Raw genomic sequence first — 21,479 nt, 5'->3', positions numbered from 1 at the left:
GGCGCATCCTAGAAGTTGAAATAAATAAACTCTGACTGCCCGCGCAGGATGAAAGCAAGCCCAAGAAACAGAACCACGCCGGTCCAGATCATCCAGGGCAGGGTCGGGCGCCATTGCAGGTGCAGCAGCGCCGGGGCTCGTGTGCGCCAGCGATTCCAATGCAGGATCGGTGAATACCGTCCCATGATCTGCTGTGTATTCGGGCACAGGAAAATCAGCGTGGCGGCACCCAGCAGAAATAGCCCGGGCTCGGTTATCAGTTCGGCAGTTTTGGCAGGCAGCACAGCAGGCAAGTTTGCGATCTCGTCCAGGCGGGTCATACCCTGCCAGATAGCGGCCGCCGCAGCGGGGCTGTCGGCGCGGAACATGACGTTGGCGAAGATCACAGCAATCAGTGTCACGGCGTGGTACAACGCCATGCTGGAGCCGGGAACGCCACTTTTACGGCGCGCCTTGCGCCGCAGCGCGCGCCAGAACTCGTTGATCGCCAGATATGTGCCATGCATCAGACCAAACAACACAAAGGTCCAGGCGGCCCCGTGCCAAAGGCCGATCACCACAAACAAAACAACCGTGGGTGCGGCGACCGTTACCGAGAAGGATGCCCATTTCCCCAGCCGCCATTGTGCGGCCAGCCGTGACAGGGGCAATACCAGCGGCTGATACATATAGGATACGATGAACTGCTGCAGGGTGATATGCCAGCGCCGCCAGTATTCGATAATCGAGGCGGCGCGCAGCGGTGAATGGAAGTTGACCGGCAGTTTGATACCGAACATGCGCGCCAGGCCGATGGCCATGTCGGAATAGCCCGAAAAATCAAAATAAAGCTGCACCGTATAGGCCAGCGCGGCCTTCCATCCGGCCAGCAAGCCTATTGTGCTCCCAGCCTGCGCAGCGTCGAAAACCGGGCTGGCATAAAGCGCGGCGCTATCGGCGATGACCGTCTTCTTGAACAGGCCGATTGCGAATATCACCAATCCGACGGTTAGATTCGCGGTCACAAAACGCCCCGGATTGCGTCCGAAGAATTGCGGCATCATCTCTTTGTAATGCACGATCGGACCCGCGATGAGCTGCGGAAAGAAAATCACGAACGTGGCATAGCGCCAGATTCCTCCTGTGCGAATCTCGCCGCGCGAGACATCCACAAGAAAGGCTATCTGCTGGAAAGTGTAGAATGAGATGGCGAGCGGTAGGATGATCCTTTCCAGATGCAGACCGACCCCCAGTATATTCGCGTTGTCGACGAAGAAGTTGGCATATTTGAACCAGCCCAGCACCAGCAGGTTACCGACAACGCCTAGGGCCAGGGCCCAGCCTGAGCCGCTTCCGTTATCCCGTGTCCGCTCGATCCACAGTCCGGTGAGATAATTGCCCAGAACCGACAGGATCAGCAGCAGAACATAGGGCGGATTCCAGACTGCGTAGAAGATCAGCGAGGCGATGACCAGAAACAGGAAAATCCACTGTTTCAGCCCCATCCGGATCAGCAGGTAATAGCCGGCTAGCGTCAGTGGCAGGAAAATGAAAACAAACGGAAGGGAATTGAACAGCATGAACGGATACGATCAGACCGGGCGGGCAATCATGCAGGCCGAGACGGAAATCTTGTTGCGCAGCGCTCGTTCCAATGCGGTGCCTTGGGTGGCGAAGAAACCGTCTTTCAGAATCTCGAACCCGGTATCGTTAAGGAGCGCGCGCGCATCATCGGGCGTCCGCATCAGGTAGAGGTGATCGGGCGAGGGGCTGTTGATCGGCACGTTGATGAAGATGCGGCCTGTTTCAGGGCGAACCTGAGCGTGCAGCTTGCGCATGACCGATTTTGGGTCTTCCAGATGTTCCAGCACCTCGGACAGTACCACCAGATCTGCCGGTGGTGAGTCAGCGGGCACATCCATGACGTTCTGAACCGCAAAATGACAATCATGATGACCCAGCCGCTCCAGTGCCGCACGGGTTTGATCCAGCGAGACCTGCGACAAATCCCAGGCGGTAGCGCTCGACAGTCCAAAGTCGCGCAGGGCCAGCGACATCATTAGCCCGTGACCCGGCCCGACCTCCAGCAGATGGCCGCCTGGGCGCAGAAGGGCGGGTACCTCGGTCAGGAAGAAATGGCAGCTTGCCGCATGATTAAACCACAGCACCTGACTGAACAGCAGCCCATCCATGTATTTTTCCATATAGTCGGCATCGGAATAGACCTCTGCATCGGCTTCGGCGAAAGTCGACAGGCGATACCGGCCTTCGCGGTGGAAAAACAATTCTTCTTCACGCAACCGGTCGCAGGTCCAGCGATAATGTGCCGCGATGGTGTCCAGCCGGTCGCCGACCAGCAACAGCACCGCGTCGGCCAGGGCTTCGGTGGTGCGCATCATATCGGCATCGCGACCCGCAAGGCTTTTGCGAATATAGCGCTCATGCTCAGGCCAGAGCGCCATGACTGCCTCGACGATACGACGGGTTGCGGGCTGGTCAGCTGCCAGGAGGTCAGAAGAGGGATCGGAAGAAGGCGAAGACATCGAGTAATCCAATTTTTCAGGCGGCTGCATCGGCGCGCGGGCCGTTTAATGTCATTGGCAATTCAGTGGGGGTGTCATAGCTGGTGAGATCAAGGTGCCAGACCGTGCGCCCGTCAGCGTCTTCAGCGGTTCTTGAAAATCCCAGCTTCTCGAAATGTCCCGACACCATACGGTTCTTCTCGGATGGAATGTATTCGCCGACCAGCCGCCTGGCTCCTGCTCGGCGCGCTGCCTCGGCGACAAGCCCCAGGGCAGCTTCTTCGACGCGGCGCCCCAACACCCGGCAACTCATCAGCCATGTGTCGCAGGTCCAGTCCTCAGGGCCCTTGCGGAAGATCAACACCGAGATCATGCCGTTGTCACCAAATTTGTCAGCCAGCCGTATCTGTAATGTGAACAGATCCGGATCCTGCTGCATGCGGGCCACTTCGGCCTCGGTATAGCGGCGCGTAGTCAGGTTGAACTGGTTGGATTTGTTAATCAACTGAGCAATACGGGTTCGACCGACATCATCGAAACCGCGCGCTTCACACACCATGTCGAGTGATTCCAGATACGCGCCGTAGTCACCAATAGCTTCCATCGCAACGCTGCGGGCGGCGTTGGCACGGTATTGCTCGGCACGCTGCGCATCGTCGGCTGACAGGCCGGTGGTCTCAAAATACCCGGCCTGAGCCAATGCGGTCGGGTAAAATGCGGGGTCGTCCGGCAATTCGGGTACGGCGACCTCGGGCAGCATCTGGCGCACCCGCTCGCGTTCGGCCGGATTGTCGTCGAGGAACGCTAGCGCATCGGTGCCGATATTGAGCAACCGCGCAATATGGCGGATGTTGCTGGCCTTATCGGTCCAGTTGGCGATGAAGATCGAAATATCGTCTTCACGCAGCAGCATGTCGGGATGTTTCTGGAAGGGCAGGCGTGCCGCGTCTTCTTCGTTTTTGGAACAGACCGCCAACACCACACCGCGTGCCTTGAGGTCCAGCGCATATCGCTGAATTGCAAGAAAGGCTTCGCCTTCCGGCGTACCCTGCCCGACGCGGATACCGTCGATCCCGTCATCACCGATAACACCGCCCCAGCATGTATTGTCGAGATCCAGAACCAAGCATTTGCGCGCTTTGCCGCGCAATGTGCCCAGTATCCGGGCGACGTGATCAGCATAAAGGGGGACACAATCAAGTGAGAAAGGAAGTTTTGCCCGGTGCCAATAAGCGGGATCGAACCAGCGCGCCCGGCCAACCGTGTCGGCCAGCGCAGCAATGTCCAGCAAGGTAACGGAGTATTCTTCAGTCAGCGCCAGGAGGTCTTCATTGAAGGCAGCGATCTGTGCCGCAATCGAGCCTGGGGCCCGGCGATCATGGTGCCCACACCAGGGATCGGGAGGAATAGGCAGGGTTTGCAGGATAACTGTCGGGATCGCAGAGCGCGCCAGCCCGTCAAGCAGGCTGCGGATATGGGCCATAGCACCTGCCACTGCTGCTTCGGCTGCCGCAGGGTCCATATGCACCGTGGCCAGTCCCAGACTGCGATAGTCCGGCGCCAGCAACGCCATGTCAGCGCCAAAACTGGCCAACCCGCTTTCAGGATTCAGCACTTCCTGCGTAGCCTGACCATAGTCCGGTACGTAGAGCGTGGCGAAAACTCCGTGGCGCAGCGCGCTGGCACGGATCGCGGGGGCCGTATATTCGGTGGTCGCATCCGCCAGCACAGCAAGGCGAACCGGGGACAGCGATGCACTTTTCGCCTGTGCCGGGTCCACCTTGTCCATCGCCCGGTTCAGTTGGGTCAGCTTATTGAGATCAAGCGCGTGATTGGCCAGCACGGCCATCGCGCCGGTTTCTGTGGCGGGATCAAGTGCGCGCAACCTGGCGCGAAAATCTGATGGAGCAGGACGCAACCAGTGGAGCCCTTCGATAGAGAACACAGCCATGATCCACTCCGCTAACCGGTTTTTTCCTGAATGCAGTCTACAAGATCTCCCACCGACTTCAGTGCCTCGATCTCAGCGGTTGAGAATTTGAACCCGTAATGCTGTTCGATCGACACAACCAGGCGGATATGGCTCAGGCTGTCCCATTCCTCGACCTCGTCCGCGGTGGTTGTTTCTGTCAGAGACAGGTCGTCGAGATCAAGAACGTCGGCAAAAATCTCGTTCAAATCGTTAAAAATGGCTTCTCTGGTCATGGCACTCTTTGCTGTATTTTCACTGATTGCTTGAAATAAATCTGCTTGAAAACTTGTACCCCATCTGGGTTCAGTAACAAGCGGTTTTGCGACGATGGGGCTTTGTGTGACATGCGGATCAGCTTCCTTGCCGCCAGGCAGACGCGGCCTGCGCGTCCCGGCCGAACAAAAGCGCAAACATGCGGCGGCACCGGTAAAGGCGGATACGTGTCAGGCAAAACAGTGCCAGAAACTGTTCCCGCACCCCCGAAACACGGTCCGAGCGGAAGATGCGCAGCACTTCACCCATAGGGGACGCCGCCAGCATCAGTGCGCGAGCACTCCACCGCAGCTGTCCGTCGATGCCTGAAATTTCAGCAAAGTCGTGGCCAATATGACGATCCCATTTTCGGGTCAGCTCACGGAAGGAGCTGCGCGCCGGCGTCTTGATTGCAATTTGCGGCACATAACGAGTTTGTATTCCAAGCGTGGTGGCGCGGCGCCCCCAGTCCACATCCTCGGCGATTGTGATTCCAGCAAAATCGCCCACCTTGCGAAACACTTCGCGCCGCACCGCCATGTTGCAGGTCGCAGCATAGCCATCCCGCACAATATAAAGCTGCATGCGGTACCCGTAGACACTTTCATAAGCCTCGATTGCGTTGGCTGCATCAGGGTTAACGCGTGAAATCCTGACATCGCCGCCAATCACGCCCGTGTCGGGTTGGTGGCTGAAATAATCGACGATGCCGCTAATCCAGCCGGGCTGCGCAATGCAGTCGCAATCGATGAAGGCCAGCAGTTCAGCCCTGGCCAGCGCAGCCCCGCGACTGCGCGCGGGACCGGGTCCTGGGGTCGGTTCATGGGCGAGGCGGACAAAGGGGAAAGCGGCGCAGATCTCGTCCGGCGTTTCAGCCGAGCCGTTGTCGACAACGATGACCTCAAAAGAAACCCCGTCATCTGCCTGTTGCGCCAGCGCCGTCAGACATCTGTGCAAGGCATCCGGTGCATTGAGGTGTGGAATGATAACGCTCAGCTGGAAGATGTCGGGCATGATCTAATGTCTCTGGTCCTGTAAATGATATTATAACCCCCCCAAGAACAAACCTAGCGGTCCGTATTGAAATGGCGGCATTGTTGCTTCGTGATGTAAATTTTTGGAAAAAGTGAGGTATTGTTGTGCGAACGTCCACCCCTCCGGGATTGAGCGGTGTTGCTGATGGTGCGTGCCGCAGCAGCATGTTATGCTGCACCGCAGTTATTTTTTAAGTGAGGCAGTCTATGAGTGCAGCCGTTTCGGTTATTCTGCCGGTTTATAATCGCAGCGCCAGTCTTGAAGATTCGATGCGCAGTGTTCTTAACCAATCATACCGTGATCTCGAATTGATTGTCGTCGATGACGCCTCGACCGAGGATTTGCAGCCTATTGTAGATGGAATCGGGGATTCACGGGTTCGCTACATCAAGCGCGAGAAGAATGGTGGCGCCTCCGCCGCGCGCAATACCGGCCTGACTGCGGCCAAGGGGCGCTATATAGCCTTTCAGGACAGCGATGATTTGTGGCTGCCCGGCAAACTTCAAATGCAGGTGGATTTGTTGGAAGCGGCCCCGCGCGAGGTAGGGGCCGTCATCCATTCCAAGGTGCTTTACGGCAGCGGGCCAGATGGTTCCTATGGGGTCGGTCTGGTTTCGATGCGGCCACCGCCACATCGCATCATGAAGCCGCATGAGGATCAGGTTCGCAAATATCTGATCGAAAACCGCATCAGTCTGCAAAACGCTTTGTTTCGACGCGATTGTTATCCGGAGCCGTTGTGGTTCGATGATGTCACCCGATCGAACGCCGACTGGGCGTTCAGTTCGTCGCTGGCGCAACACACGAAAATCGCGGAATACCCCGAACCGGTGGTCATGGCGTTTTCCTCGCCCGACGGCATCTCGAAACTGAAACGTGCCAAGGCGATCGGGTTGATCCGGATTGTGAAGCGAAACCGAGAGGCCTATGCGCGTTATCCTGATGCCTATGGGATAATGATGTGGCGCATTGGCCGTATTCTGGCCCGGCACGGCAAAAGCAAAATGGCGCGTCGCTTTTATCTGACAGGGTTGCGGCACAACCCCGGATTTCTGTGGCGGCTTGTGAAGAGCAAGATAAGCTGATCCCATGCCGGGAATACCTGAACACAGGAACGGGTTCTTTTCACCCCTGCCATCTCCGAACCCGGCGCCGCGCGCGTGCTACCAGCTGATACAGCGGCCGTTTCGCCTGCGCCTGCGCCGCCGCGTTTTCCGCAAGGAAGTCAGCGGAAAGCTCCGGTGCAAGGGCCAGTGGCATCCGGGTGGCCGGCACGTATCCAAATCGCTCGAAATCGGCGGCATAAATCCTGGCGACAAGCGCGCGGTCGGCCGCGTCCGGTTTGAACGCACCGCTCTTTGGAGCGCTGGCGCGCAGGGCATGCCCCATGGCACGCGGCTTGGCTTGCGTTCCGGCCAACGCGTCAAAATAGGGAATAAGCGCATCCAGCCCGTGTTCGAGATGGAAAATGGCGCAATCAGGCCCTCCGGACGGTGGCAGGAAATCGGCTTGCGGACGGCTGTGATTGTCATGCCTGTACGGGCTTGTCGCCCAAAGATCGGCTTCGGATTGCAGCCACTCACCAAAGCTTGTGCCCTGATCGACAGTTCCTTCAACTTCGGATTGGAAGCGATAGGCGCTGACGGCCCGATCCAGCGGGTGTCGCACCACGGTGAAGATGTCGCTGAAAAAGCCCACGGGAAAGAGACGTTCCAGCATGGCCCAGTCCACATGCTGTGGCGAGGTATTGGACCAGCGCCCGTCCGGGTCCACGGACAAATATTTCCGGTCCAGAAAAGCCAGAGGTCCGAACCGTTCGCTCATGTAATCTTCGACCGAACTGCCAGCGCATTTGGGGATATGGGCAAAATAGACCAGCTTGGGCCCGATGCGGGTAATCGGCATAAACATAATCTCCAGTCGATATCGGCCATCAAATTTGCTTGCGCGGCCCTGTATTCTGTCACAGGCAATGCTAGGCATGGAGCTATGGGAGTTCAACGGGAACTGTTTTTGCGGGGCGGTTTGTAATGCAGACCGTGACCGGCAGCCAAAGAGGCGCAGCACCAGCGCACAACGATGCGACGGGTCAGTCGGGCGCGGGGGAAAAAGCAAGGCTGCCGTTTCTGACCAAACTCGTTCTGATCGCGTTGCTTTTCCCCGCTTTTTTTTCGGTGGGCTCGGTCGTTCTTACACCATCCAAGTTGTTGTTCCTTTTTATTGTCCCGGTCCTGACCGTGAATCTGCTGCGCGGTAAGTATGGGCGGTTGTCGGCACCGGATTTCCTGATTTTTGGCTATGCGGCATGGATGACATTGGCCATGCTGGTCAATCACACGCCCCGTGTGGCAATCGAGTATACCGGCTCGAATACTGTGATCTTGCTGGGCGGATACCTGACCGCGCGGGCGACGATCCGGGACAAGGCTACTTTTGTTGCCATGATCCGCTTTCTGGCCTGGATTGTTGTTCTATCTTTGCCTTTTGTGTTTTATGAGGTGATTACTAGCAAGACCACCATTCCGCGCTGGGTTGCGCAGCTTCCCGGGCTTCGGTCTCATGGAGATATCAACCATGACCCGCGGTTCGGGCTGTGGCGTGCGCAATTTGTATTCCCACACCCGATTCATTATGGAATCTACTGCTCTCTGATGTTTTCGCTAGTATATGTCGGGCTAACGGAGCGCTTGGGTTGGTTTCGTCGTACCGCACTGACTGGTATCGTTGGAGTGTGCTGTTTTTTCTCGGTTTCCAGTGGGCCAGTATTGGCCGTGATGGCCCAAGTCGGGCTGATCGGTTGGTCGATCCTTTTTAAGCGGGTTTCCAATCGTTGGACCGTTTTCTGGGTAATTTCGATCTCCGCATATGTGGTGGCTGAATTGGCCTCAACACGCTCGGCTATCTATGCGATAGTGACGCGAATATCGTTCAATCCCTCCACTGCTTTCTCCCGACGGATATTGTTTAATTATGGCGTTGAGCAGATTCAACGCGCGCCGGTTTTTGGTGTTGGGTACAATTCTTGGCCCCTGCCTGCATGGATGACGGGCAGTGTCGACAATTTTTGGCTCTTTGTTGCAGTTCGTTTTGGGATGCCGGCATTTCTGTTGCTGGCAGGTGCCTTTGTGGTGGCTATGATTCTTGCTGGGCGTCGCGATTTCAGTGCAGACCCTGAGTTGGTCGCGTTGCGGCGGTCATGGATATTCACGCTTATCAGTGTCATGCTGGTGTTGGGCACGGTCGCAATCTGGGGCGAAGTGTATTCAATGGTCCTTTTCATGTTAGGAAGTGGATTATGGTTCTTAACGGCCAACCCGAAGCAGGATCCACATATCGAAACAGCCCTTGCCGAAGAAGAGCGACCACTGCGCTATTCCCGTTTTCCTGCCCAAGCCGTGCGGTATACGCGTTCTGCGCCTATGATCGTGCAGAAGTGATGCGGTGGCTGCATGTCGAATAATCCGCCATCTTCTGCCCCCGAAGCCGTATTCAGAAAAAAACGCTCAATGCCGTTGGACAGCATTCGTGCGTTCGCTATCTTGGCCGTTCTCGCCTACCATGTTGCCACGCGTTATGACGCTGCCAATCTGGATCCAGTAGCCCAGTTTGCCCGGCGCTACGGCCTACTTGGGGTGGATGTATTCTTTCCACTCAGCGGCTATCTGATCACCGGTTTCCTGCTGCGACGGTCGGATACGGAGAGTATTAAGGTTTTCTTTTTGCGTCGCGTGTTCCGGATTGTGCCTCTCTACATGGTCGCGGTGACATTGTTTCTGTGCTCGAGTTTGGTTCTAGGGTTCGAACAGGAGAATGTCGGTCGGGTCTGGATCAACTATCTGTTCCTTACAGGGTGGATGATCTTTTTCGACGGTCCTGAGGCCGTTCCCTACACCATCACATGGTCACTTTCGGTAGAGGAGTTCGCCTATATTCTCTTCGGGTTGGCAGCCTGGACTTTGCGTCGGAATTTCACCGCGTTCTTGGTTCTGATCAGCATCGCCTCAATGGCATTGCGGCTGCACCTCAATCTTTCCGGCTTCGAAGCTGTTTACAACTTCCCGCCGGCCCGGATCGATTCTATCGCCATAGGTGGGATTGTCGCGGTCTGCATGCAGCGCCGCGCGGCGAGCACACCGCTGATTTGGACACTGGCCTTGCTCGCAGGGCTATCATACCTTTTCGTATTCTGGGATGTCGCGCTTTGGAGTTCGTTGAAGTACACATTCATCGCTTTGATCACCTGCCTTTTAATAGTGGTGTGTGAGACTTATTATAAAGACGCTGGAGGTCAGGCGCTGTCATGGTTTTCGGCGATTGGATTCTATTCCTATTTCACCTACCTATTTCACTTGTTCAATATTGAACTTCTACTAAGAGTACCGGGTGTGTTTCAGCCAGCTTCAGTGCTGTCGTTTTGGGGGGTTGTAACGGTTGCACTGATTATGACACAGGCCCAAGCTGTGTTGTCGTTTCGACTCTTCGAAGGCCCATTGATGCGCTTTGGGCGGCGCATGGAACGACGCTTTCATGCTCGGCCTGTCACCACCGTGTCTGGAACTGATTGCACTTAGGAAAGAGGGGGAGGAATGCGACAGAGTATTTTGCTGCTGCCAGGCTTTTTAATGATGATCAGTGTGTGGGCAGGATTAGGGCGCGCTGAGGATCTAGCCACTATCCTGCAGGACGATCTGGCTCAAGCCGCGGCCGGAGACCGTATCGATTTGGCCCCCGGTGACTATGGCAGCGTTCATTTGCATGGTTTGTCCTTTGATAAAATGGTGACCCTCAATGCCCACGGCGAAGCCCGTTTTGATCAGCTGTATATTTCGGAGGTCCGCAACCTGCGGCTGAGCGGCATCCGGGTCGAAGCCATAGGAGGGCGGTCGGCCGTGCGGATCATGCAAAGCCAGAATGTAGAAATCGTTGACGCAGACATTAGCGGCCCGCTTAATCGTGTTGCGCCGGTGAATGCAGTCAAGTTTGGCATCGAAATCCGCGACCAGAGTGAAGAAATCACAGTTGCGAACAGCTATATCCATGATGTTCTGAACGGGATCGGAAACTTTGGTACGGCCCGTTTCACATTGGCTGACAACAGAATAGATTATATCGGAGCAGATGCGTTCAAATTTGGGGCCGTTTCCGATGGCATAATCCGCAACAATATTGGGCCGACGCATTTCTACCCGAGCGAAGATACGCATGCAGACTTCATGCAATTCCAGGGAACGCCGTCCAAAAATCTCGAAATTACCGGAAATATCCTGCTGTTGCAGAACCGGTTCGACATGCAAGGGATTTTTTTTGGGGGCGAAGGCGGACACAGCACTCTCAGCATCCGGCAGAACATCATCTACACACGGATGGCCAACGGGATCAGGGTCAAAGATGGCAAGAATATTTCTGTTCAGGACAATACGCTGATCAACGCATTTAGCGCCAAAAGACCAGCAACACGGATTTCGGTGCCTTCCGGTGCGATTGTGCAATCTAATATCGTATCCGGGAAAAAAGGAGCGCTGAAATATGAAAACATCGTCATGCAGCATCTCGAACCACAGGGCAGGTTCTACTATTCAGATTTGTTCACCGGGCTTCAGGAGGGCCAGCCTATCACCATCTACAACCTGCGGCCCGTGCAAGGCAGCCCGGCGGAAAGCTATGGCGCGCATACCCGACTAATGGAATTACAGAACGACGGGTAGGGCAGTTTCCCGATCATCCTATTTGTCACGGTTCAGGCGGCTGGCGATCTTGTTGCGTGCGCGCCGAAGAAGCTTTCGGTCCTCATGATCGATACAGGTGCCGAAGAGTACTAGGGCATAGATAATGGCAGAGACCGCGCAACCGCCAAAGAACTGCAGCCAGGTAGCAAGCGGGGAAATCTGTAGATAGCCATAACAGGCTCCAGTCGCTAGCGCAAAAGGGGTCAGCCCGGGCAGAAGCGTTTTGCGCAAAAATATCGACCATTTGCCTTTTATCAACTTTAGGCCAAAGGGCCACATGATCAGAAGGTGGACAAGTGCGTAGGCACCACCAAGCCCCAGCGCCGCACCAATCGCGCCCATGTCCCGGACCACCACGAAATACCACATTCCGACGAGGGCTGTCAGGCTGAGCGCCATCATGCACAGGTTGAAAGCACGGATACGACCGATGGAATATGCAACCTGATAAAACATTGCACTGGCCCAGATGAACGGATACGTGGCAAGCAGAAGTGTCATTGCACCTGCTGCCGAGATGTATTTTTTGCTTGCATAAAGCTCGATCAGAGGTGTGGCGAAAACACACAGGGGCGGTAATAGGAACAGCGCAGCCCAAAGATAGTAACGCCCGCCACGATAGTAGAAACTCTGTAGAGCGTCTTCACCCTCGGTTGCGTATATGGTGGTAAGCGCTGGTTTGGCCGGTGTTTCAGCGGCGAGGATCAGTTTGCGGATTTGTGTGTTTGCCAGATTTCCAACGTGAAACGAAGACACGTCTATAGCACTGCTGTAGCGATTGAGCAGCAATGCAGGTGCAGCTTGCAGAACCATCTTGTTAAGACCTTCAAACAGGGTCCAAAGACTAAAGTTCAGCAGACGCCGAACTATTGCTCCCGAAATGTGAGACAGGCGGAAGCGGGCTTCCGGCAATATCGATAGGGTGTAGAGGATCAGCACAAGCATATTGGCGAGTCCCCCGATGGTGGTAGACACCACAACCCACAAGACTTGGGCGCTGATCCCGAATAAAAGGCTTACAAGAATGGCGATCCGCAGAATTTCCGATCCCAGCAGAATAATGTTCTGCTCGACAAAGCGCATGCGCACATGCAGTCCGACCCGAAAAGGTGTGGTGGCGACCCTCAGACACAGGATGCTGACCAGCATCAACAGCATCATTTGTGCTTCGGTTCGGTATTGAGGATCAACATTGATCACCCAGTCAATATGCATTGCCAAATAGAGGCCTGCGGAAAATAGCGCTAGCGCCACAGTGACCAACACCGGAAACATCGAAGAAACAATAGTTGTTAAAGCGTCGCCGTCTCTACGCGCGTCGGCCTCGACCATGAAGCGTGATAGCCCCCGCAGAAAAACATTGGGAAACAACTCAGCAATGATCAGCAGTGAGGTTATGACTGGGAGTAGTGCATATTCTGACGGCTCAATACGCTGCAGTAGATATTGGTTGACCCAGACTAAGGCGGTCAGTCGAAGAATTACAGTTAGCACCGAACTGGTTGCGTTTACTACAAAACGGCTTACGCTGTTGTTGCGCGGCACGTTCATGGCCCTCTGGTCCGCATGTAAACGTTTACTCCTGCCATGAAATACAGGAAATGTCTGTCCACTTTACCAAAATAATGTCCTGATTTTTGTATGATGCAGGCAGTATGAGACTTCATATAGTTTGTCTATCATGACGGCAAGCTGGCGATCCCATGCGATCGAGTATCGGTACATCATTTGAATTGCGGTTGGAATGCTGCGCGCACCATGCAAGAGTCTTCATAGATTTGCGTCGGATTGGATTTTATGAATTGAAAGGTTGGCGTGATGCTAGATTTGACTGGATTTATTGCGGACCAGACGATGCAACTGCGAAGTATCTTGGCGGGGCGAAAAGCCCGAAAAATCTTTGCAATAGGTGAGAACAAGACCGGCACAACCTCGATCCATAAAATCTTTCAGGATCTTGGATATCGCTCTTACCATGGGATAAAGTGGCGCGATACGTCACATCAGGCGATCTTTTATCGCTATGATTGTTTTACCGATGGCCCTCCTGACGATATCCGCAAACTTGACCGATTGTTTCCAAATTCGAAATTTATTTTGCAGGTGCGCGATCTTGATGCTTGGCTTGATAGCAGAATAGAGCATATCAAGCGCTTACCTAAGAAAAAGAAACGGCACCCGCTATGGTCAGCCAAAGAGAGTTCCGCCCGTATTTGGCTGCGTCGTCGCGATGAATACCATCTGGATGTTCTGTCCTATTTTAGGAATAGGCCTGACGATTTATTGCTGATAAATTTTATCCGAGACCCGGATGCCGCATCCCGGATTGCCGATTTTCTAGGAAGCGAAGCGCATGTCAGTAAGCCGCATGCAAACCGCAATCCAATAGCGACTAAAGCTTTAAAAAACCCGGATATGATTGCGGCGACCCTGAACGGTCTTGGCGTCGCGGAACATGAGTGGAAAAATGATATATATTGCCCATCCCTTAAGACGCGTGAGGATTATGAGCGCTTCCCGGCGGATACTTCTTTTGTCCACAAATACGTCTGACGTGCGGGGGTGAAACTGTTTTGAACGCAATTGCAGGTATTGAGGAAAAGAGATGTTTGCGTGGTCGGCAGATGTCGAGCGCAGATCAACGAAAGGTTTTCCGGTAAATGAAGAGAGTGTGTCTTGGGCTTCCGGTCTTCAACGGGGAAGCGTACATTGAAGAGTGCATAAATTCTATTCTGGCTCAGACCTTCGGGGATTTCGAGCTCGCCATTTCAGATAATGCCTCAACCGACCGAACGACTGAAATATGTCAGGATTATGCCGCGCAAGATTCGAGGGTGCGGGTCTTTGTACAGGAAGAAAACGTGGGTGCGGCTAACAACTTCAATTTTTCCTTCTATGACACGAGCAGCGACTATTTTAAATGGTGCGCTTGTGACGACCTGTTAGAACCAGAATTCCTGCAAAAAACGTTTGAAGAGTTAGAACGCAATCCCGATCTAGTCCTTTGCCATTCGCAAACAAAAATCCTGCACGACGAAACCGGTGAGGAGGAATTGTTTGTTCCAGAAATTGACATGTTGGGCAAGGGCGCTGCTGATCGGTTCCGACAGGTTGTGCAAAAAGGGCATCGCTGCTACGAAGTGTTCGGTTTGATCCGCCGGGATGCGCTGGAACGAACCCGGTTGATCGGCAACCATCGTGGCGGGGATAACGTTCTTTTGTTTCGTCTCGCTCTGTTGGGTGCCTTTGGCATCGTGTCCGAACCTCTATTTGTGCTGCGACGCCATGCCAAGCAGTCAACGGCGTTGGTATCGAACAGCCAAGCCTACCAACAATGGTTCACTGGCCAGCCCCAAAAGATCACTTTCCCCGATTGGTATTTCATGCGTGAGGCTTGGCAGACGCCCCGCGGCCTTGAACTCGAATTCTCTACACGAATGCAATGTTACTCGGCGCTGCTACGTGAAACTTATAAACGCCGACGACGACTGCTGCAGAATGTGCGGGTTGCAGCGGAAACTGTTGTGTTCGGGGAGTCAAATCCGCATCAGCGTAGAAAGATGCTGGGAGCGAACAGAAAATAGTCACTCCGCTACGGTTTGCGCCTCTTCAAAAGCAGGAGTTGTGGGCAGAGTATTCCTGCTGCGCAGACCAGCATGTGTTTTGACGGAACCATGCCGGAAAGGCCTTGTCGGCTGACACGTCGGGCTTGGCGATAATCTCTACGTTTCGCGTAAAGCTTAGCACGGAACGCACAGAGTTGAGTCATCCGGCGGCGCAAGGCCTTACGGGATTGTTGAGATCGCTTCTTTGGCGCAGATCTGCGGTTTTCCAGAATGGTCAAGATGTTATCTATATTTTCCTCATACCAGGCATCCGATTTCGGTTTGGTCAAATTGTTACCGCCGGTGGCAGAACCGCGGATGAGGAGAATTTCCGATCGGATTGCAAATGCGCCCTCGTCAGCCAGGCGAAAGATCAAGTCCATGTCCTCGCTGATCCGCAAGTTCGTGTTGAAGGCACCGAAGCGCAGCAGATCAGCGCGGCGGCAAATACAGGTTTGGATGTTAAGCCCGTGCCCGCCTCTGGAGCACAGCCTGACAATCGGATCGTGCTCGACCTTGACGGGCTCGCCGCAAGCCAGACCGATCTTGCCGTACTGGTCCCTGAGTTCATCCCCCTGCCACGCCCAATTCGTCGCTGACAGTACGATTTCTTCGTCTGCCATCAGTGGCACCTGCTGTTCCAACTTTGTGGGCGTCCAGACATCATCACTATCGAGAAAGGCGATCAGAGCGCTGGATGCGTGGTCAATCCCAGTATTGCGTGCCGCCGCCACCCCTTGATTGGGCTGAGCAACATATTCAATACGGCCACCGAACCGAGCCTGCAATGTGTCGCGTGTGTCATCAATTGATCCGTCGTCCACGACGATGATTTCTGTTGGTGCAAGCGTCTGGGCCAACGCACTCTCCACCGCACAGCAGACAAGATCGCATCGATTGTAGGTCGGAATTATTACGCTGACACTCAAGGCGTGCGGAATGCTCACGCTCCGCTCCGATTGCCGGATTTGCCCGGAACAAATGCCAGCAAGAAGACTAGGATCAACGCATAGTAAATTTCGAAAGGGCCGGGAACAAAAGAGGCCAACAACGCGCCGGCCGCGATGAACAAGAGCAGGGTGCTCCAGCCCCACAGGCCAAAGGTACGCAATCGCTTGGCAAATATGTTGGCCATGGTAAAGCCCAAGATGGCTACAATAACGAAGTAGGCCCCGGCAAACCGAGCAATTCCCCCGGTCATCCCCAGCCCGACAGATATAGCCAAGAAGATACCGAGAAGGGCGGCAAATCGCCACAAAAATCCCAACCGCCCAAGACGTCCATCCAGGATTTCACCAAAAAACCCTGTAAAGGCAGAAGCTAGTGTCATAAATGAAGCCCGCTCTGATCATGCTCCTGCAGGGTCAGGTAAACTAGTCCGGACAAGGTTGCTTCGGTCCATGAAATACGCCAGCCCGCAACCGAAACGGTGCGGCCATCGAGAAAATCCCGGCGTGACAAGAGGGCCATGCGGCGAAGCAATTCTTCGTCCCCGAGAGGGAGGATAATCGAGTATTCTTCGTCCCGCAGCAACTCCTGCGCCAGGCTGGGCAAGCTTGCGGGAACAGTGCCGTCCATTACCAGCTTGGCACCAAGGATTGCCGCGCTGTCACTATGCGGCAGCAAGTCGGTCAGACGTCGCGCCAAATCCCAGGCTTGGGTCGACCGGCCCAAGGCGAACGTAGGTTTTGCCGATATCGCGGCAACCAGAATGGCAAGGCCTCTGAGAACAAAGCGGCGGTGAATGCGTGGCCGTGTCATGCAGCTAACTGTCCTTTTAGGTGATCTCCTAATCGCATTGCCAGTGCGATGATAAGAAAGGTAGGTGTTCCCCATCCTGCAGTCGAAAAGACGGAACTACCGGCAACATAGAGGTTCTGCATGTCGTGAATACGACAATTGCTATCCACCACACCCTGAGTGGCGCTATCGGACATGCGAGTTGTGCACATGTGATGCCAGGTCCAACGAACATTCTCCGACAATTCTGCGTCGTCCAATTCCAGCATTGAACGGCCCATACCGTAGGCAGCAGCAGTGTCAGCGAAGGCCGAAGAGGCCCAGCGTATAGTCCTAAAATCAATATCACTCAGCCGCCAATCGAGCTCGAGACGACGCAAACCCAACCTGTCCCTCTCGGCCCCCAAAGTAACGCGGCTGTCCGGGTTCGGCGCGGGTGCGAGCGACATTTCGTAGACGACTTTTGAGATGGGAGCGTTCCCATGCCAAAGATAAGTGGCGGAATATGAGCCGATCTGTTCGATATCCATCATGATGTTTGCCACATGGTCGCCGATCCCATCCGGAATCTTGCCGCGCGACAAGTTGCGGGACACCGCTTTGAGCGACCGACCGCCTTGCGTACTCAGGGCTTCTTTGCGGCTCATCAAACGCACCGAGCACGGAATCAATTCAAACGTTTCTTGCGCCTCGGGCGTGAGTTCGTGCCAGACTACGGATTCAGTTTCGCCCGAAATACTGCGACGTTGATAGAGGGCCAAATCAAGCCGGGGATTGACTGCGGTCATCTCGCCAGGAACCAGGTTGATGTGATCCGAGAAATAACGCCCTACAAGACCGTTCCTATTGCCGATCCCATCAGCATGTACAGCAGTCGAGGACAGTAGCAGCCGGACATTTTCAAGCCCCCCAGCAGCCAGAACAACCAGATTAGCCTGCAGCATAAAGGCTTTGCCATCCAGAGTTTTGACCCGAACCCCTCGTGCCTGTACACCAAGATCGTTTGTTTCAACCTCAGTCGCATTGGCATTCAGAATGACATCAATATTCTTGGCATTGGTAAGCGGTTCCAGAAAATGTTCGCCCATGCGCAAGGGGTGGATCATGAGCGCATTTTCTTGAAAATACTCAAAGTTTTGTTCCAGGCGAGGAAACCCATAGTACCGTTGTAAACCTTCGGAAGTCCATCCTACATCGGCGGACCAATCCCCGTCCCGCGGCAATCCCAACAGGGTGTGTGCCCGCTCATAATACGGCGTCAGATCCTGCCGTGTAATAGGCCAGCCGCTGTGTGGCACCCAAGCGCGCGCCTCGAATGAATTTTCGGAAAAAGGAAGGCAATACCCGGCCCAGTGGTTGGTCGTGCCACCAAAATAGCGTAGCCGGGAGGTGTCGAGATCTGCATAATCGCGCCCCACGATTTCGCCACGGTACAGATCCTGACTCTCATCATCGTAATCCAACCCTCCGCCTTCGAGTAAACAAACCCGAATATTTGGAGTGTTTAGAAATTCAAGCGCCAGCGCGATCCCGGCAGCTCCAGCGCCGACGATGCAAATATCATAAGAAAGGTCGGAGGGGTGCCCGACAGAAAGGGCATCGAAAAGCATTTAAGGACTCTCTCTCTCATTATACCAATTAAAAGTTTTGGGACCAATATTCGGGGCGGCCCCATCTAATGCAAGTAGCTTTTTGAGTGTCAGTATAGCTGTAATATGTTTTAATGCGGCTGAAAGTGAGTTAATAATTTACATGACCGGCCCGCGTGTTTTTTTACAAGAAACGTAATGAGTTTACAGGAAACCGGATGCAATACCGCGCTGAGATCGATGGATTGCGCACTATCGCCGTAATGCCAGTAATCCTTTTCCACGCCGGTCTTGATGTGTTCAGCGGCGGATATGTCGGCGTCGACGTCTTTTTCGTTATCAGCGGATACCTGATTACGTCTCTAATAGTTATCGAAATGCAGCGTGGTGAGTTTTCTATTCTCCGGTTCTATGAACGCCGGGCACGGCGGATTCTGCCAGCCTTGTTCTTGGTTATGCTCTGCTGCTTCCCCTTCGCTGTAATGTGGATGCAACCGGTGCAGCTGGTAGATTTTGCCCAAAGTGTGGTTGCAGTCATTTTCTTTGTTTCGAACTTCCTGTTCTGGCGCGAAAGCGGGTATTTTGCCGAAACTGCCGAGGAAAAACCGTTGCTCCACACCTGGAGTTTAGCGGTGGAGGAACAGTATTATTTGCTATTTCCCCTGTTTGTGATCGTAGTCTGGCGGTTTGGGCGACGCCCGACCCTGTATCTAGTGATGATCGGTACCATTCTGAGCTTTCTGCTGAGCGAGTGGGGTGCCCGGAACAGCCCAATTGCCAACTTTTATCTCGCACCAAGCCGGGTGTGGGAGTTGCTGTGCGGATCAATCTGCGCGCTCATTATTACCCAACATGGGCAGAAAAAATCAGACGTTTTAGCAGCTATAGGCCTGTTACTAATAACATACGCCATTTTCATGTTCGACGACGAAACGCCGTTCCCTTCTGTTTATACTTCGATTCCGGTTCTGGGGGCGGTGCTGATAATATTGTTTAGTGGACCGGGGACATGGGTTACTTCATTGCTGTCCACCAAGCCCTTTGTTGCCATCGGTCTCATTAGCTACAGCGCTTATCTTTGGCATCAGCCTCTATTCGCTTTTGCACGCATCCGCAGTGTGTTTGAGCCCTCGCCTGTACTCATGATGGGCTTGGCGACAACCGCTCTGATGCTGGCGGGCCTGAGTTGGAAATTTGTAGAACAGCCCTTCCGCAATCGCTCTTTCATCCGATCAAGAAATAAAATTTTCGGACTAAGCGGAGCTGCGGGTGCAGGTATTGTTGCAATTGCCGCTATTATGTTGGTGTTTCCGGTGGGTAGCGATTCGCGGACCGATCAACAGGCAGCGGATGTTCGTGTAAGAGGGCTGGCCACAAATTGTGAATCGCCCATACTTACCAATTGCAAAACAACGAAGACGCCGCAAGTTCTGGTCTGGGGGGACAGCTACGCCATGCAGGTTGTGCCTGCTATCTCCGAAGTATTTTCCGAGGCGGGAATTGCCCAATACACCAAAAGCGCCTGCAATCCGGTAATCGGGATTGTGAGGTTAGACCCGAGATATGATGATAGCTGGGTCGAGGATTGCATGAACTTCAACGCCCGTGTGCTGTCGGTGTTGGACACCAACCCATCGATTGAGACTGTCATTATCTCGTCACCCTTTATTAATTTAATGGAATCGAAATTGTTCACAAAGGATGGGGAAATTCTACCGCATCACAGCCTGTCTACTGTAGACGCTTACTTTTTTGACAGCCTATCCATGCTCACATCCCGAGGGGTGGGGGTTCTCATCATTTCTCCGCCCCCTTGGCCCAGCTACGGGCATGCGGGGGATTGCGCCCGAAAGTCAATGTTCTTTTATAAAAACATGGATTTATGCAATTATGATACGTCTGCACTTTCCCTAGAATCGTTGAAGGTCCAACAATTTCTTGAGGGTGCCAAGGCGCTCAAAGGAGTGGATGTGGTAAATTTGCAAAAAATCTTTTGCAAATCTGAGCGTTGTCGGGTTGGTGCTGAAACAACGGTCTTTTATGGCATTGGGGGGCATTTGTCGCTGCAGGGATCGTTAGAGTTGTTGAACCATGCCTCCTTTGTGGACAGCCTGGTTCACGCTACGCCCTCAGCAAATTAGGCCGCTTAGAAACAGAATTGCGACCGCAGAAATCTTTCGCATCCACAAAGCGGCTTTACTGAGATGGTGAGGAAGCCCGCTAAAGGGAGATAGTTGAAGCGTGGGGTCCTAATTAGAGTCCAAGTCTTCAATTTTGGAGTGATATGACTTTGTTTATCCGGTCGAGATGGTGTAAACTAGCCGAGTTTAGCAAGTAGCGATGTTTTGGTGGTTATAAATGACGATTTCCGACGATTTTGCGTCTGGCGGTTTGGATTCGGTGTGGAGCATTGAGGGCCCGACCGGGGTATCTTCCAGTCTTGGGACGACGGGGACGGATGCTTATCTGGAGCTTGTAACGCCGGATGGCGATTATGACGCCTGGCAGCAAAACAATGCCGCGCGCGCCATGCAAAACGCGACCGATGAAGATTTTCAGATCGAAACCAAGTTCCTGACCACCCCAACCGAGCAGTATCAGTTGCAGGGCCTGCTGGTTGAACAGGACGCGGATAACTGGCTGCGGTTCGATACTTATTCAAACGGCAGTCGGCTCTATGCTTATGCCGCGATCACTGTGGACGGTGTGTCGACGCTGGCCATTCGGGTCAAAATCAAGGGTGGGACCGCGCCTTATCTTCAGGTCGACCGTACGGGCGATACCTGGACTTTCAAATATTCCACTGACGGGATCAACTGGAAAACCGCAGGGACCTTTGACCATTCTTTGACCGTTACAGAGGTCGGGGTCTTCGCAGGCAACACCGGTGACACAGAGGGCTATACCGCGCAGGTGGATTACTTCCAGAACGCCGCCAGCCCGCTGGAAAACGAAGATGGCACAATTCTGCCGCCCAACTCACCGCCAGATGCGGTGGATGATGGCTTAACCACCGACGAGAACGTGGCGCTGGTGATCAGTGCCGCTGCAGATCTGTT

19 protein-coding genes are annotated in these 21,479 nt (G+C 54.1%); 8 read left to right on the top strand and 11 right to left on the bottom strand.

What is annotated here, in order from left to right; translation table 11 throughout:
• Window positions 1–8 precede the first annotated feature (8 nt).
• The 5 genes from AC2FFH_RS21385 to AC2FFH_RS21365 form a co-directional block, all read right to left on the bottom strand.
• Window positions 9–1,559 carry an MBOAT family O-acyltransferase gene (locus tag AC2FFH_RS21385; RefSeq protein WP_496770250.1) on the bottom strand — a complete coding sequence of 517 codons (1,551 nt, stop codon included), beginning with the start codon at window positions 1,557–1,559 and terminating at the stop codon, window positions 9–11.
• A 12-nt stretch (window positions 1,560–1,571) separates the two neighbouring features.
• Complete coding sequence (locus AC2FFH_RS21380) at window positions 1,572–2,522, bottom strand: class I SAM-dependent methyltransferase (RefSeq protein ID WP_496770248.1); 951 nt, start codon at window positions 2,520–2,522, stop codon at window positions 1,572–1,574.
• A 16-nt stretch (window positions 2,523–2,538) separates the two neighbouring features.
• On the bottom strand, window positions 2,539–4,452 hold the full coding sequence (locus AC2FFH_RS21375; RefSeq protein WP_496770245.1) for an HAD-IIIC family phosphatase: 1,914 nt from the start codon (window positions 4,450–4,452) through the stop codon (window positions 2,539–2,541).
• Window positions 4,453–4,463: 11 nt separating this feature from the next.
• Window positions 4,464–4,706 carry an acyl carrier protein gene (locus AC2FFH_RS21370; RefSeq protein WP_496770242.1) on the bottom strand — a complete coding sequence of 81 codons (243 nt, stop codon included), beginning with the start codon at window positions 4,704–4,706 and terminating at the stop codon, window positions 4,464–4,466.
• Window positions 4,707–4,824: 118 nt separating this feature from the next.
• Window positions 4,825–5,739: a glycosyltransferase family 2 protein gene (locus tag AC2FFH_RS21365; protein ID WP_496770238.1), complete on the bottom strand. Its 915-nt coding sequence runs from the start codon at window positions 5,737–5,739 to the stop codon at window positions 4,825–4,827.
• Between the two features lie 227 nt (window positions 5,740–5,966).
• Here AC2FFH_RS21365 and AC2FFH_RS21360 point away from each other — a divergent pair, with 227 nt between their 5' ends.
• A complete protein-coding gene (locus tag AC2FFH_RS21360; protein ID WP_496770233.1) occupies window positions 5,967–6,845 on the top strand; it encodes a glycosyltransferase family 2 protein in 879 nt (292 codons plus the stop codon).
• Between the two features lie 40 nt (window positions 6,846–6,885).
• Here the strand turns inward: AC2FFH_RS21360 and AC2FFH_RS21355 are convergent, their stop codons facing one another.
• On the bottom strand, window positions 6,886–7,665 hold the full coding sequence (locus AC2FFH_RS21355; RefSeq protein WP_496770231.1) for a sulfotransferase family 2 domain-containing protein: 780 nt from the start codon (window positions 7,663–7,665) through the stop codon (window positions 6,886–6,888).
• A 125-nt stretch (window positions 7,666–7,790) separates the two neighbouring features.
• Here AC2FFH_RS21355 and AC2FFH_RS21350 point away from each other — a divergent pair, with 125 nt between their 5' ends.
• From AC2FFH_RS21350 to AC2FFH_RS21340, 3 genes are all read left to right on the top strand, one after another.
• Window positions 7,791–9,197, top strand: coding sequence for an O-antigen ligase family protein (locus AC2FFH_RS21350; protein ID WP_496770228.1), 1,407 nt, complete (start codon window positions 7,791–7,793; stop codon window positions 9,195–9,197).
• A gap of 69 nt (window positions 9,198–9,266) precedes the next feature.
• On the top strand, window positions 9,267–10,331 hold the full coding sequence (locus AC2FFH_RS21345) for an acyltransferase family protein (RefSeq protein WP_496770226.1): 1,065 nt from the start codon (window positions 9,267–9,269) through the stop codon (window positions 10,329–10,331).
• 15 nt (window positions 10,332–10,346) lie between these two features.
• Window positions 10,347–11,465, top strand: coding sequence for a right-handed parallel beta-helix repeat-containing protein (locus tag AC2FFH_RS21340; protein WP_496770224.1), 1,119 nt, complete (start codon window positions 10,347–10,349; stop codon window positions 11,463–11,465).
• An 18-nt stretch (window positions 11,466–11,483) separates the two neighbouring features.
• On the opposite strand, the gene AC2FFH_RS21335 is transcribed toward AC2FFH_RS21340, so the two are convergent.
• The gene (locus AC2FFH_RS21335) at window positions 11,484–13,037 is read right to left on the bottom strand and encodes a lipopolysaccharide biosynthesis protein (protein WP_496770222.1); all 1,554 of its coding nucleotides are present in this window, start codon (window positions 13,035–13,037) and stop codon (window positions 11,484–11,486) included.
• Window positions 13,038–13,304: 267 nt separating this feature from the next.
• On the opposite strand from AC2FFH_RS21335, the gene AC2FFH_RS21330 reads away from it, so the two are divergent.
• Window positions 13,305–14,039 (top strand): sulfotransferase, encoded by a 735-nt coding sequence (locus AC2FFH_RS21330; RefSeq protein WP_496770220.1) that lies wholly within the window; start codon window positions 13,305–13,307, stop codon window positions 14,037–14,039.
• A gap of 107 nt (window positions 14,040–14,146) precedes the next feature.
• Complete coding sequence (locus tag AC2FFH_RS21325) at window positions 14,147–15,070, top strand: glycosyltransferase family 2 protein (RefSeq protein WP_496770217.1); 924 nt, start codon at window positions 14,147–14,149, stop codon at window positions 15,068–15,070.
• 8 nt (window positions 15,071–15,078) lie between these two features.
• Here AC2FFH_RS21325 and AC2FFH_RS21320 read toward each other — a convergent pair whose 3' ends face one another.
• Genes AC2FFH_RS21320 through AC2FFH_RS21305 form a run of 4 tightly spaced genes read right to left on the bottom strand, consistent with a single transcriptional unit; the run spans window position 15,079 to window position 18,441 of the window.
• Entirely contained in the window at window positions 15,079–16,038 is a 960-nt protein-coding gene (locus AC2FFH_RS21320) for a glycosyltransferase family 2 protein (protein ID WP_496770215.1), read from the bottom strand.
• Window positions 16,035–16,421 (bottom strand): DUF805 domain-containing protein, encoded by a 387-nt coding sequence (locus AC2FFH_RS21315; RefSeq protein WP_496770213.1) that lies wholly within the window; start codon window positions 16,419–16,421, stop codon window positions 16,035–16,037. The genes AC2FFH_RS21320 and AC2FFH_RS21315 overlap by 4 nt, the downstream gene beginning before the upstream one ends.
• Window positions 16,418–16,852: a hypothetical protein gene (locus AC2FFH_RS21310; protein ID WP_496770209.1), complete on the bottom strand. Its 435-nt coding sequence runs from the start codon at window positions 16,850–16,852 to the stop codon at window positions 16,418–16,420. Before AC2FFH_RS21310 ends, AC2FFH_RS21315 begins: the two co-directional genes overlap by 4 nt.
• Window positions 16,849–18,441, bottom strand: coding sequence for a GMC oxidoreductase (locus AC2FFH_RS21305; protein ID WP_496770207.1), 1,593 nt, complete (start codon window positions 18,439–18,441; stop codon window positions 16,849–16,851). The genes AC2FFH_RS21310 and AC2FFH_RS21305 overlap by 4 nt, the downstream gene beginning before the upstream one ends.
• A 197-nt stretch (window positions 18,442–18,638) precedes the next feature.
• On the opposite strand from AC2FFH_RS21305, the gene AC2FFH_RS21300 reads away from it, so the two are divergent.
• Window positions 18,639–20,561: an acyltransferase family protein gene (locus tag AC2FFH_RS21300; protein WP_496770205.1), complete on the top strand. Its 1,923-nt coding sequence runs from the start codon at window positions 18,639–18,641 to the stop codon at window positions 20,559–20,561.
• A gap of 217 nt (window positions 20,562–20,778) precedes the next feature.
• The coding region (locus AC2FFH_RS21295) for a DUF1349 domain-containing protein (RefSeq protein ID WP_496845275.1) at window positions 20,779–21,479 on the top strand (701 nt) is incomplete at its 3' end.

This window comes from Ruegeria sp. YTSC003 (assembly GCF_059609785.1).
Note: the sequence above shows the minus strand (reverse complement) of the source record. Positions and strands in the feature narration are given on the sequence as shown.